The following is a 12,921-nucleotide window of genomic DNA, read 5'->3' on the forward strand; positions in this document are numbered from 1 at the left end:
CGACCCGCGTCTGCGCCCCGACGCCGGGCGTCGGGGCGCAGAAGGTCGCGCGGGTCCGCTCAGCTCCCCGGGGTGAGCACCTTGTCGATGACGAAGACGGTGGCGTTGCCGGTGGGGATGTTGCCGCACAGCACCTTCGCGCCGTTGACCGTCATGCCAGACGTCTTGTCACCGCTGATCTTCACCGTGCCGCCCTGGAGGGTCTTCTCCGAGCCGGCGGCGATCAGACCGTCGGCGTCGAAACGCTGCGGCAGCACGTGGTACTGCAGGATCGGCGCCAGGGTGGCGGGATCCTTGGCCAGCGCGGCGAACTTGTCCGCGCCGAGCGCGTCGAACGCCGGGTCGTACGGGGCGAACACGGTGATCGCCTTCTGCGAGTTCAGGGTGTCGCCGAGGTTGGCGGCGCCGACGGCGGCGACGAGCTTGGTCAGCAACGGATTGTTGCTCGCGGCGGTGGCGACCGGGTCGGAGGCCATGCCGTTGAGGGAACCCTTGCCGCTGCTGGGAATCTGGCCGCAGGCGGGGCCGAAGGTGTCACTGGTCTTGGTCACGCCGTCGGACGCGCTGGTGGTGGTGGTGGTGGTCGGCGCCATCGAGGTCGTGCTGCTGGCACCGGAGGAGGCGGTGCCGTTGCCGCAGGCGGCCAGGGAGACGGCGGCCGTCGTGATGACCGCAGCGGCGGCGACGCGGTGGAACGTGCGCATGCGAAATCAACTCCATACGTTGGGGGAGAAAGACGTTCCGCTCTGACGGGGGGACGTCGTCTGCATCTGCCCTCACGTTCGAACCGCCTAACGGGACCGGTTCGCCACCCCGGGTAACGGTCGAGTAACGCGGTGCTCGTGGCGCAGCCGTCGACCAACACCTCATCCCCGCCGGCCCGTCCGGAGACGCCCCCCGCCGCGACCGGCCGCACCCACCCACCGAACGCGTCTGGACCACACCCGAGAAGGTCCTGCGCGCCGCCGAGCAGGCCGGCATGCTCCGCGAAGTCCAGGCCACGCACGTATGGCCGCGCCTCCAGCTCTCACGCCACCCCGGCGGTCGCGCCGCCTGCGCAATCCAACTCGACGACCGCGACCTGCCGACTGCCGCGGGCGAGGCCGCCGAGTGGATAGGCGTACACCCACGCGAGGTCGTCGTCCCGCAGACGACTCCACCGCGCCGCCAGCGCCGGCGGCGACAGCGACCGCGCGGCAGATCGGGGCCAGAGGCCTCACGCCGGCGTCTGCCAGCTCGCCGCCGACGACGACCAGTTCCGGGTTGAACATTGTGACGGCCTGAGCCACGCGTCGCCCGCGTCCTCCACGGCGCGGATGCCCCCACCGGACCAGATCCGTGACCTCCACCGCCGACAGCCGGTGGCCGGCGCGTGCGCGAGCAAGTGACCGATGGCCTTGCGCACATCGGCGTCGCGGAACTCCGTTGGACGACGCCGGTACGCCAAGCCCCTGTCGTCGTCGATCGACGGGATCGTGATGCCGGCCTGAAATCTTTCAGCGCGGAACAGGAATATTTCAGCGCGAAACAGGCCCTGACCTCGGGCGCTCCCATCGGAAAGCACAATCCGTTGACTTCTCAGATGCGGCGGCCAACTCTCCGACCAGCCGACCTCACGGTCGGTAGCCCCTTCCGCACCTCCGTCTCGGACACCGTGGCGGACGTCTTCAAGGAGTGAGGACCGAAGTGTCCCGAACCATCCAGGCGCTGCGCGCGGGCGCGGTGTCGCTGGCAGTCACCGCGTCGGTGCTCTCGCCGCTGACGGTGACCGCGGCGCACGCGGCCACACATGTGGCCAACCCGTATGTAGGCGCCACCCAGTATGCGAGCCCGGACTACGCAGCCGAGGTCAACGGTCAAGCCGCCGCCGACCAGGCAACGAACCCGACGCTGGCCGCGGCCGAGGCCAAGGTCGCCAACGACCCGACCGCGGTGTGGATGGACAAGATAGCCGCGATCAGCGGCGACACCGTCCACCATGGCCTGCAGTGGCACCTCGACCAGGCGCTGGCCCAGCAGCAGGGCAGCACGCCGATCACGGTCGAGGTGGTCATCTACGACCTGCCCGGCCGCGACTGCGCCGCGCTGGCCTCCAACGGCGAGTTGCCGGCGACCGCCGCCGGCCTGGCCACGTACGAGTCCCAGTACATCGACCCGATCGCGGCGATCCTGTCCAACTCGAAGTACGCCAACGAGCGGATCGTCGCCATCATCGAGCCGGACTCGTTGCCCAACGCCGTCACCAACTCGAGCAAGCCGTCCTGCGCCACGGCCACTCCGTACTACGAGGCGGGCGTCGAGTATGCGCTGAACAAGCTGCACGCGATCTCCAACGTCTACAACTACGTGGACATCGCGCACTCGGCGTGGCTGGGCTGGTCGAGCAACATGCCGCCGGCCGCACAGGAGTTCGCCAAGGTGGCCAAGGCGACGACCGCCGGCTTCGCCAGCGTGGACGGCTTCATCTCCGACACCGCCAACTACACGCCGACCACCGAGCCGTTCCTGCCCAACTCCACCCTCTCGGTCGGCGGCCAACCACTGGACTCGGCGAAGTTCTACCAATGGAACCCGTACTTCGACGAGAAGAGCTACGACGAGGCGATGTACTCGCAGCTGGTGGCTCAGGGCTTCCCCTCGACCGTCGGCATCCTCATCGACACCTCGCGCAACGGCTGGGGCGGCCCGAACCGGCCGACCTCGCTCAACTCCTCGCCGACCACGCCGGACGCCTACGTCGCGGCCAACAAGATCGACCAGCGGTCCTTCCGCGGCGACTGGTGCAACCAGAACGGCGCGGGCCTGGGCGCGGCGCCCACCGTGCAGCCCTACGGCGCCGCCGACCCGATCATCGGCTTCGTCTGGATCAAGCCGCCGGGTGAGTCCGACGGCGACTACCCGACCGCCTCGCACAGCCACGGCGATCCGCACTGCGACCCCAGCGGCATCAACTCCGACGGCAATGGCGGCACCTACCCGACCGGCTCCATCCCCGGCTACGACGTGCCGGCCGGCCAGTGGTTCGGCGCCCAGTTCCAGCAGCTGGTGACCAACGCGTACCCGTCGCTGATCTCCGGCGGCGGCAACGGCTCGGTGACGGTGACCAACCCGGGCGACCAGACCAGCAGCGTGAACACCGCTGCCAGCCTTCAGATCACCGCGACCGACACCGCCGGCGGCACCCTGACCTACAGCGCCACCGGACTGCCGGTCGGCCTGTCGATCAACGCCACGACCGGCCGCATCTCCGGCACACCTACGACCGCCGGCGTCTCGACGGTGACCGTGACCGCCCGTGACACCAGCAACGTCGCCGGCTCAGCCTCCTTCACCTGGACGGTCACCTCGTCCACCGGTGGGGGTGGTGGCGGCTGCTCGGCCACGTACACCATCGGCAGCTCCTGGGACACCGGGTTCACGGCGAACGTGACGGTGACCAACACCGGCACCTCGGCCACCCAGTCGTGGAAGGTCACCTGGACGTGGTCGGGCAACCAGCAGATCACGAACGCCTGGAACGGGACCGAATCGCACAGCGGCCAGAACGAGACCGTGTCGAACGCGGCCTACAACGGTGCGATCGCACCGGGGGCGAACACCTCGTTCGGCTTCCAGGCCGGCTACAGCGGAACGAACACGAACCCGACGCTCACCTGCTCCGCGAGCTGACCGGCGGGCGGCCCCGCACCGCCGTGCGGCCCTGCGGGGCCGCCCGCATCGCCACGGCCGCCACCGTGACGCGCATCGAACCCCCTGCACCACAGGCGCTTCCCTGCCTCGGTTCGTCCGGGAGCGCTGCCGCCGCCGGAGTGCGGCGGACTTACGAGAAGGTGACCCCTGATGGTCCTACGCTTCACCAGGCTCCGCGCGGCCGTGGCCGCGGCGGCGATGACGCTGGCCGCCTCGGCGATCGCCGCCGCGGTCGGCGCGCCGACCGCGGCGGCCGACACCTCCACCTGTTCCGGCAGCGGCACGATCTCGGCCGGGGACTACATCATCCAGGCCAACGAGTGGAACTCCTCCAGTCAGCAGTGCCTCAACTACTCCGGCGGCACCGCGTGGTCGGTGAGCCAGGCCGACTTCAACCTGCCCACCAACGGCGCCCCGGCCACCTACCCGTCCATCTACAAGGGCTGCCACTGGGGCATGTGCACAGCCAACAGCGGCCTGCCGATCCAGGTCAGCAGCCTCGGCAGCGCGGCCTCGTCCTGGAGCACCGTGCAGCCCGGCTCCGGGGCCTACGACGTCGCCTACGACATCTGGTTCAACTCCACCCCCACCACGAGCGGCCAGCCCGACGGCACCGAGATGATGATCTGGCTCAACAGCCGGGGTGGCGTGCAGCCGTTCGGATCGCTGACCGGCACGTCCAACGCCGCCGGCTACAACTGGAACGTCTGGACCGGGCAGCAGGCCTCGTGGAAGATCATCTCCTACACGCTCAACCCCGGCGGCACCTCGTTCAACAACCTTGACATCAAGGCTCTGGTCAACGACGCGGTCGCGCGCGGCTCGCTCAACCCCTCGCACTACTTGATCGACGCCGAGGCCGGCTTCGAGATCTGGCAGGGCGGCCAGGGGCTGGCCACGAACAGCTTCTCCTTCAACGCCACCTCCGGCAGCAACAGTGGTGGTGGCACCGGTACCGGCGGCGGTGGCACCGGCGGATGTTCGGTTGCCTACACGGTGAGCAACCAGTGGGACACCGGCTTCACCGCCAACGTGACCGTCACCAACACCGGGACGGCGCCCACCAACGGCTGGAAGGTGACCTGGTCCTGGGGTGGCAACCAGCAGATCAGCAACGTCTGGAACGCGACCGAGAGCCACAGCGGTTCGAGCGAAACCGTGACGAACGCCGGTTACAACGGCGCGATCGCCCCAGGCGGCAACACCTCCTTCGGGTTCCAGGCCGGCTACTCGGGCGCCAACCCGGCGCCTACGCCGGTCTGCACGGCGAGCTGACGAATCGAATCGACTCGAATTCGACGGGTCCGGCCGATCCATTGCTGGGCGGCCGGGCCCGTGAGTTGGGACCCGCGCCCGGAAGCGTCACCTCCGCCGCGTCCGGCCGGTGTCTGGACGTCAACGGGGCCAGCACGGCTCCGGGCAGCCAGGTCCAGATCCGGGACTGCGACGGTGCGGCCAACGAGGGCTGTGTCCAATCAGGACTGTGCCTCGACGTGACCGGAGCCGGCACCGCCAATGGCACCCCGTCGAGCTGTGGACCTGCAACGGCCAGAGCAACCAGCAGTAGAGCATCCACTGACCGCTGGTCAACTCACCGGCCTCGGCTACACAGCATCCCGTTCAGGCGGCGACGCCGACAGTCCACGTCACGGTCAACGCCCACGAGGGCCTGGGCAGCACTGTGCCGAGCACCGCGTACGGCGCCGATTAGGCGTTGTGGGACAACAACATGAACACGCCGGCCACCGCGGACTGGGTGCGGTACGCCACCATCATCAAGGGCTACCAAGACCGTCCTGCCGATCGTCGGGCCCTACATCGACGTCGCCATCGTGCACTACTACCCCGACCACATCACCGCCGCCGACGTTCTCCAGCAGGCCGGCCTGCTGCCGGCCGAACTGGCCCGGCTGCGCCAAAAGATCAACACATCCGCCGGTCCGAGCGGACGCCATTCATTGAAAACCCTTTCACGAGGCGAGGTTTCGTCGAATTCGCGTCGAAGCGCCCGCGATCGTTCGCCGGCAAGCTTTCCCCAGGTCAGATGGACCGCAGACCCTTGACGTGAGGGACGTTCATGCCAATGATTTGAACCGCTTCACGCAGCCCCTCAACGGAGAGGACATCTCTCGTGCTTCGTACTCCGCTCGACCGCGGGATCACCGGGTTGAAGCGCACGATCATCGCGCCGGTGGTCGCGCTGCTCGCCGCCTGCCTCGCCCTGGCGGTGACCGCCGCTCCCGCCTACGCCGCTGCCTGGGGTTCCAGCGACAGATGGGCGTCCTGGAGCGACGGCGGCTACACGCTATACAACGACGTCTGGGGCGACGGGGCCGGGCCGCAGTCGATCTGGGCGAACTCCTACAGCAACTGGGGCGTGTGGTCGGACCAGCCCGACACCGGGGGCGTGAAGTCCTATCCGAACGCCACCAAGTGGGTCGGCACGCCGATCAACTCGCTGAACTCGGTGACGTCGGGCTTCACCGTCTCGGTGCCTTCGGGCGGCGCCTACGAGACCGCCTACGACATCTGGGACTCGTCCAACTCCAACGAGATCATGTTGTGGCTCAACCAGACGGGGCCGGTCGGCCCGATCGGCTCCTACGTCACGACCGTGTGGCTCGGCGGCTACAACTGGAACGTCTACAAGGGCTGGAACGGAGCCAACAACGTCTACTCCTTCGTCAACACCGGCAGTTCGACGTCCGGGACCGTCAACATCCTCGACGTCATGAGGTGGCTGGAGAACAGCGCCCACTGGATCGGCAACGTCACCCTGGGCAACGTCCAGTTCGGCTGGGAGATCACCTCCTCCGGCGGCGGCATGAACTTCCAGACCAACAGCTACTGGGTCTCCTACAACTGACGGCCTCGAACGGCTGTCCTCTGTGGAGTTTCCGCCCAGGGCACCCCCGACATCGTCCAGAGCCCGCCCCGGCACGACGGTGCCCGTCACGATGAGCACCGCCGTGGCCGGGGCCTGCGGTGGTCGTGGCTCCCGCGGACGCCGCCGACACCGTCGTCATCTCAGGGAGACACACGGGGGGCATCTACATGGTGACCTCGTCGAACTACGTGAACCAGTGGTGCTGATTCGACTACGGCAGCGGTGAAACCTCGCACACCGACACCGGCAACGCGACCACGAACGCCATCGAGTGGGGCACGGCGTGCTGGTTCGGCAACTGTGTCGGCACCGGCCCGTGGGGCGCGGCCGACCTGGAGAACGGCATGTACCACAACGAAACCGGCTCCAACAAGGACCGGCGACAACAGCCCGAGCGGCGCCGGCGAGTGTGGCCGGAACCGACGCGTCAAGTCCATGACGGACCGACAGTGGCGCGCCAGCGCGAGCCTGCGGTCCCGACCGTCAAAGGAAGATGCGTAATGTCAGGATATAGATCCTTGTTCAGAGGGTCCGCCACACGACAACGGCGGCGACCTCCGGCTGCGGCACCTACGGCTACAAGTTGTCCCGCTGCAGGCTTCGACGGGTGGACCGTCACACCAGCCTTGCCACTCGACGAAGAGCCAACGGCAGTCGCGGTTCGTGTTGTGGCGTCGCCGGCCTCGACATCTTGACGGCGCGTCCGCCTTGGAGCGATAGTGATGGCCGCCACCCGCAGCCCCCGGAGTCCATCTGAACCTTCTTCTTCGCCGACAGGAATGTTAGCGCTAACAGTACCGTTGGCCTGCGGGCGACCGGTCACCACCACGATGAACAAGGGAGTTCACCTATGGTCTTTCGACCGTGGAAGCCACGCACCGGACGGCTACTCCTGGCCGCGGGTGCCTCGGCGCTGCTCGCGGCCGGCGTCGCCGTCGGCACGGCACCGATGGCGCCGGCCGCTACCCAGGGACCGTGTGACATCTACTCGGCCGGCGGAACGCCGTGCGTGGCCGCGCACAGCACCACCCGAGCGCTCTACGGCTCGTACTCGGGCAGCCTCTACCAGGTCAGACGCTCGTCGGACAACGCTACCCGGGACATCGGCGTGACCAGCGCCGGCGGATACGCCGACTCCGCCGCGCAGGATTCCTTCTGCGCCAGCACGACGTGTCTCATCACGGTCATCTACGACCAGTCCGGCAAGGGCAACAACCTCACCCAGGCGCCGGGCGGCGGCGCGGCCGGCGGCCCCGACAACCTCGCGAACGCCACGGCTGCGCCGACGACCCTCAACGGGCACAAGGCCTACGGCGTCTACGTGGCCGCCGGCACCGGCTACCGCAACGACCACACCTCGGGCATCGCCACCGGCGACCAGCCGGAGGGCATGTACGCGATCTTCGACGGCACGCACTTCAACGGCGGCTGCTGCTTCGACTACGGCAACGCCGAGACCAGCAACAACGACACCGGCAACGGCCACATGGAGGCCATCTACTTCGGCAACATCAAGGTCTGGGGGTACGGCGCCGGCAACGGCCCGTGGGTGATGGCCGACCTGGAGAACGGGCTGTTCTCCGGGGTGAACGCCGGATACAACGCCAACGACCCGAGCGTCAACTACCGCTACCTGACCGCCATGGTCAAGGGTGGCGCGAACCAGTGGGCCATCCGGGGCGGCAACGCGCAGTCCGGCGGGCTGTCGACGTTCTACAGTGGACAGCGTCCGAACGTCTCGGGCTACAACCCGATGCACAAGGAGGGCGCGATCATCCTCGGCATCGGCGGCGACAACAGCAAGGGTTCCGCCGGCACCTTCTACGAGGGCGTCATGACCTCCGGCTACCCCTCGGACGCCACCGAGAACTCGGTGCAGGCCAACATCACCGCGGCCGGCTACGGCGCCGGCGGCACCGGGACGAGCAGCGGCCCGCTGCACGCGGTCGGCGCGGGCAAGTGCCTGGACGTGCCGAACGGGACCACGACCCTGGGCACCCAGACGCAGATCTGGTCCTGCAACGGTCAGGCCCCGCAGAACTGGACGCGCAGCTCGTCGAACCAGCTGACGGTCACGCTCGGCGGCACGACGCTGTGCCTGGACGCCTACGGCCAGGGCACCACTGCCGGCACCAAGGTGGTGACGTGGTCCTGTAACGGGCAGGCCAACCAGCAGTGGAACCTCAACTCCGACGGCACGATCACCGGCGCGCAGTCGGGGCTCTGCCTGGACGTGACGGGCGCGTCCACCGCCGACGGGGCGCTGGCCGAGCTGTGGACCTGCAACGGCGGCAGCAACCAGCAGTGGACCCTGGGGTAGCCGAGAGCGGCTGCCGCAGTCGCGTGCCGGGGCAGACCCCTATCCCGCCCCGGCACGTTCCGGTGCTGCGCCGTAAGGGACGAACAGGAAGTGCGGTTCGCCGCCGTAGAACCCGTGCCGGCCCATGCGAGCCGGCGGGCTGAGTGATCCGGATCAACGGCACCGGTCGCCAGCACGGCCAGCACCGAGCCCGAGGGTGGCTCGCAGGCGCCCCACAACGCCTGCGAGCCACTCACCCCCCGAACGGAGGTCGCCGTCAACCGCCGGACACCGCGGCGACGATATCGATCACGAAGACCAGCGTGTCATCGCCTTCGACAGCGGGCTTTGCCGCTTGGCCGTAGCCCAGTGCCGGTGGCACGGTGAGCAACACTCGACTGCCCACCGGAAGACCGCCCAGTCCCTGCTCCCACCCTGGCAGCACCTGGCCGGCGCCGAGGACGAACGTCTGCGGGACTCCGTGCTGCCACGACGAGTCGAACTGCTTACCGGTCCGCCAGACCACGCCGCTGTACTGCGTGACCACGGTCTGTCCGCTGAGGATCGGCGGTCCGCTCCCGCGCCGCAGGGGCGCCGTGGCGAGCTTGTCCGGCGGTTTCGACTCGGTGGGCACGGTGATCTCCGACCCGTGCAGTCCGTCCTTGACACTCGGTTGGTCGGCCGTGGGGTGATAGGGCTGCATCGCGCCGTCCGCGGCCGCGGTGGGCGCGATCGCCTGGAGCACGTCGAACACGAACACCAGGGTGTCGGTGGCGGTCACGCTGGCCGCCGGATTGCCGGACGAGCCGAATCCGTCCTTGGGCGGCACGACCATCATGACGCGAGAGCCGACGCGAGAGCCGGCCAGGTGCTGCCATGCCGGCATCGCAGTGGACAGCGGCAATCCCTGTGGCGCCCGGTTCGTGTAGCTGTCCACGACCGATCGGTTGCCCTGCCACACCTTTCCCTCGACGTTGACGAGCACGTAGTCACCGGACTCGACCACCTGGCCGGTGCCGGGTGAAGTTTGCCCCGATCTTGGTGGAGGCGCCGGTGTCCAGCGCGCCGTTCCAACTGGCGTAGGTCACCGTGACCTGCGCGCCGGACCGCGACCAGGTGCCGTTCCAGCCCTGCTGGACCTTCTGGTTGCCCGAATACGAATACTGGAGCGTCCAGCTGGAGATCGCCGGACCGGTGTTGGTGATGGTGATGGAGACGCCGAATCCGCTTCCCCAGTCACTGGTGACGGCATAGGCGACCTGGCAGGACGCCGCGGTGGCTGCCGGCCGTGGGCCGCGGCGCTGCCGCTGGTGGCGGCAACCACCACGCAGGCCAGCAGGCAGGCAAGTGTGGTGACGAGCCGGCGCACCCGGTGCGATCGCCATCGCAGGGTGAGCGTCCACATGGTCTTCCTCCGGATGTGGGGTGACTCCGAGGCTGAGTTCGTGCCCGCCCCAACCGCGAGAAACTGCCACGTCGGACAGTCCACACTGGCCCGACAAGCCCCTCTGAGCAGCGCAGACGTCCGGGGAGCCCGTCGGCTGCCACTGAAATCTTTCAGGCCGACTCGCGGACGACGAGTTGGGTGTCCAGGACCGCTCGGCGGCGGTGCGGAGCCGGCGTCTGGATCAGCGTGAGCAGCTCCCGGACCATCAGGCCGCCCATCTCCTCGATCGGCTGGCGCACGGTGGTGAGTTGGGGTTCGGTCTGACGGGCGATCGGTGAGTCGTCGAAACCGACGACGGCGATGTCCTGGGGCACCCGGCGGCCGTGCCGGCGTAACGCGCGTAACGCCCCGGCGGCCATCAGGTCGGAGGCGCAGAAGATCGCGTCCACGTCGGGTCGCCGGTCCAGCAGCAGTTGCACGGCATGGTCGCCGGAGGACTGGCCGAAGTCGCCGTATGAGATCAGCCGGGGATCGAACAGGCCGGCGTCCAGCAGCGCCGCCCGGTAGCCGGCGAGCCGGTCCACTCCGACCGCCATGTCACCCGGGCCGGCGATCGTCGCGATCACGCGACGACCGGAGTTGATCAGATACCGCACGGCACGCTCCGCACCGCCGCGATTGTCCGCGTCCACGTAGCACAACTTCTCGGCGTCCGGACCGATCGGACAACCGCAGAACACCACCGGCACGGACACGTCCTCCAGATCGATGGGATACCGCCCGTGCATGCTGACCAGCAGCGCCCCGTCGACGCTGCCGCCTCGCAGATACCGCACGGCGGCGGTCTGGTAGTCCTGAGGCGAGCGAAGCATGAGCAGCACCAACTGCATCCCGGTCGGCGCCAGTTCGCGGCTCGCACCCCACAGCACGCGCGCGAAGAACGGGTCGGAGAACACGCGGGTGCCTTCCTCACACACGATGAACGCGATCGAACCGGTGCGCTCCGGCTCGGTGTCGCGCGTCGACCGCCGTCGCGCATAGCCCAGTTCCGCCATCGCCTTCTCGACCTGCCGCCTGGTCTCGGGCCGAACCTGATGGAACCCGTTCAGCACCCGAGACGCGGTCGCGGGCGAGACGCCGGCCGTGCGCGCCACGTCCAGCAGTGTCGGGCGCTCACGCGAAGTCGGCACCGTGGTCACAGCCACCTCCTGGTCACAACAGCACACACACCGTTACACCGGTGTCACCGGATGGAACTTGTGGCGACAACCTCCGTCAACTACGAAGTGGCCGAACGCAGGCACAGGCCATGAAAGTTTCAAGCGACCGGATCTCCACCACACGACAGCACCAGACCGGTGAAGTCACGCCGATTCGCGCAGCACCAGGCTGGTCTTCAGGACGGTCGCGCGGCAGGACTCGTCGGCGACGAGCAGCTCGGCGACCGCCCGCGCGCCCATCTCCTCGACGGGCTGTCGGACCGTGGTCAGCCGCGGCATCGTGTGCCTGGCCAGCGTGCCGTCGTCGAACCCGACGACGGCCACCTGGTCCGGCACCCGCACGCCCAGCCGGCGTAATCCGCGTAGCGCGCCGAAGGCCATCAGGTCCGAGGCCGCGAACACGGCGTCCAGAGCCGGATACCGATCCAGCAACCGCAGCATGGCATGCTCACCCGAGTCGACCGTGAAGTCCCCACGGCAGACGATCCCGTCCGGCGCCAGACCGCCCTCCGCCAGCGCGCTGCGATAGCCGGCCAGGCGGTCGTCGGCCACGATCATGTTGCTCGGTCCCGCTATCGTGGCAATGGCCTGTCGACCCGAGGAAATCAGATACGACACGGCCTGCCGGGCCCCACCCGTATTGTTGGCATCCACATAGGACAGTCCGGCGACGGCGGGGCGGCCGACACACATGACCGGCACCCCGGCCTCCCGCACCACCTGTGCCGGCGCTCCGTCGGACGGCATGCCCACCATCACGACGCCGTCCACGTGGCCGCCGCAGAGGTAGCGCAGCAGCGTGTCCCGAGGGGCGTTCCGCAAGGCCGTTGACACGACAAGCTCGCGACCGGCCCGCAGCGCGGCGCGCTCGGCTCCGACCAGTAGCCGGCTGTAGAAGGAGTCGCGCTGGTAGCGCAGCATGTCGTCGAACACGACCACCGACACCGCGCCGCTGTGACCGCGCGCGAGGTGCGGCGACCGCTGCCGCACGTAGCCCAGGTCGGCGACGGCCCGCTCAACCCGGGCCGCGGTGTCCTCGTTCACCGGCGCCGACCGGTTGAGCACCCGTGAGGCCGTCGCCACGGAAACACCGGCCCACCGAGCCACGTCAGCCAGCGTCGGCTGACGGTCGGGTGCGACCATCAAAGCACTCCTCACCAGAGCACGCGCCTCGCGACCTACGCGCTCGCCGCCGCCCGAATCGAGCGTCCGACCGACGGCCGAGCCCTGCCACAATCGAGACAATCGACGCCGCGGATCACACAATGCCGATCGGTTGCCATCGCAGGAGGCAGAGGTGAACCGAACCGCCTACGGAAGATTCCACCACGCCCACGGCCGAGCTCGACCCCGAACCTCTTTCCGTATTTCATGCGACTGTCCGGATCGCGAACGCCACAGCTCAGTTCAGTGTGCACAACTTGTCAAGCGGCCCATG

At 68.6% G+C, this 12,921-nt stretch carries 11 protein-coding genes and 1 pseudogene; 7 read left to right on the top strand and 5 right to left on the bottom strand.

Features of this window, described 5'->3' with window-relative positions; translation table 11 throughout:
- Nucleotides 1-59: 59 nt before the first annotated feature.
- The gene (locus BCF44_RS40000) at nt 60-704 is read right to left on the bottom strand and encodes a fasciclin domain-containing protein (protein ID WP_116179727.1); all 645 of its coding nucleotides are present in this window, start codon (nt 702-704) and stop codon (nt 60-62) included.
- A 668-nt stretch (nt 705-1,372) separates the two neighbouring features.
- Between BCF44_RS40000 and BCF44_RS54900 the strand changes: the two genes are divergently transcribed.
- From BCF44_RS54900 to BCF44_RS40035, 7 genes and pseudogenes are all read left to right on the top strand, one after another.
- On the top strand, nt 1,373-1,678 hold the full coding sequence (locus tag BCF44_RS54900) for a hypothetical protein (protein WP_147328809.1): 306 nt from the start codon (nt 1,373-1,375) through the stop codon (nt 1,676-1,678).
- A gap of 8 nt (nt 1,679-1,686) precedes the next feature.
- Entirely contained in the window at nt 1,687-3,669 is a 1,983-nt protein-coding gene (locus BCF44_RS58060; protein ID WP_116179729.1) for a glycoside hydrolase family 6 protein, read from the top strand.
- A 171-nt stretch (nt 3,670-3,840) separates the two neighbouring features.
- Nucleotides 3,841-4,965, top strand: a complete 1,125-nt coding sequence (locus BCF44_RS40015) for a glycoside hydrolase family 12 protein (RefSeq protein WP_116179730.1) — start codon at nt 3,841-3,843, stop codon at nt 4,963-4,965.
- A 557-nt stretch (nt 4,966-5,522) separates the two neighbouring features.
- A complete protein-coding gene (locus BCF44_RS54905; protein ID WP_147328810.1) occupies nt 5,523-5,753 on the top strand; it encodes a hypothetical protein in 231 nt (76 codons plus the stop codon).
- 68 nt (nt 5,754-5,821) lie between these two features.
- Nucleotides 5,822-6,556, top strand: coding sequence for a GH12 family glycosyl hydrolase domain-containing protein (locus BCF44_RS40025; protein WP_246016077.1), 735 nt, complete (start codon nt 5,822-5,824; stop codon nt 6,554-6,556).
- A gap of 239 nt (nt 6,557-6,795) precedes the next feature.
- A pseudogene (locus tag BCF44_RS58065) lies at nt 6,796-7,272 on the top strand (arabinofuranosidase catalytic domain-containing protein); the annotation flags it as partial.
- A gap of 155 nt (nt 7,273-7,427) precedes the next feature.
- Entirely contained in the window at nt 7,428-8,897 is a 1,470-nt protein-coding gene (locus BCF44_RS40035) for an arabinofuranosidase catalytic domain-containing protein (RefSeq protein ID WP_170217999.1), read from the top strand.
- 256 nt (nt 8,898-9,153) lie between these two features.
- Here the strand turns inward: BCF44_RS40035 and BCF44_RS40040 are convergent, their stop codons facing one another.
- From BCF44_RS40040 to BCF44_RS40055, 4 genes are all read right to left on the bottom strand, one after another.
- Nucleotides 9,154-9,882: an FKBP-type peptidyl-prolyl cis-trans isomerase gene (locus tag BCF44_RS40040; protein ID WP_116179731.1), complete on the bottom strand. Its 729-nt coding sequence runs from the start codon at nt 9,880-9,882 to the stop codon at nt 9,154-9,156.
- Nucleotides 9,866-10,279 carry a cellulose binding domain-containing protein gene (locus BCF44_RS40045; protein ID WP_211353441.1) on the bottom strand — a complete coding sequence of 138 codons (414 nt, stop codon included), beginning with the start codon at nt 10,277-10,279 and terminating at the stop codon, nt 9,866-9,868. Before BCF44_RS40045 ends, BCF44_RS40040 begins: the two co-directional genes overlap by 17 nt.
- Before the next feature lie 154 nt (nt 10,280-10,433).
- Entirely contained in the window at nt 10,434-11,462 is a 1,029-nt protein-coding gene (locus BCF44_RS40050; RefSeq protein WP_116179733.1) for a LacI family DNA-binding transcriptional regulator, read from the bottom strand.
- Nucleotides 11,463-11,627: 165 nt separating this feature from the next.
- Nucleotides 11,628-12,626 (bottom strand): LacI family DNA-binding transcriptional regulator, encoded by a 999-nt coding sequence (locus BCF44_RS40055; RefSeq protein WP_116179734.1) that lies wholly within the window; start codon nt 12,624-12,626, stop codon nt 11,628-11,630.
- Between the last annotated feature and the right edge of the window lie 295 nt (nt 12,627-12,921).

This window comes from Kutzneria buriramensis (assembly GCF_003387475.1).
Classification (GTDB): domain Bacteria; phylum Actinomycetota; class Actinomycetes; order Mycobacteriales; family Pseudonocardiaceae; genus Kutzneria; species Kutzneria buriramensis.

Excerpts from the sequence above, each read along its gene's own strand:
- BCF44_RS40000 (WP_116179727.1), bottom strand. The coding sequence starts at position 704 with ATGCGCACGTTCCACCGCGTCGCCGCCGCTGCGGTCATCACGACGGCC.
- BCF44_RS40015 (WP_116179730.1), top strand. The coding sequence starts at position 3,841 with ATGGTCCTACGCTTCACCAGGCTCCGCGCGGCCGTGGCCGCGGCGGCG.
- BCF44_RS40035 (WP_170217999.1), top strand. The coding sequence starts at position 7,428 with ATGGTCTTTCGACCGTGGAAGCCACGCACCGGACGGCTACTCCTGGCC.
- BCF44_RS40055 (WP_116179734.1), bottom strand. The coding sequence starts at position 12,626 with ATGGTCGCACCCGACCGTCAGCCGACGCTGGCTGACGTGGCTCGGTGG.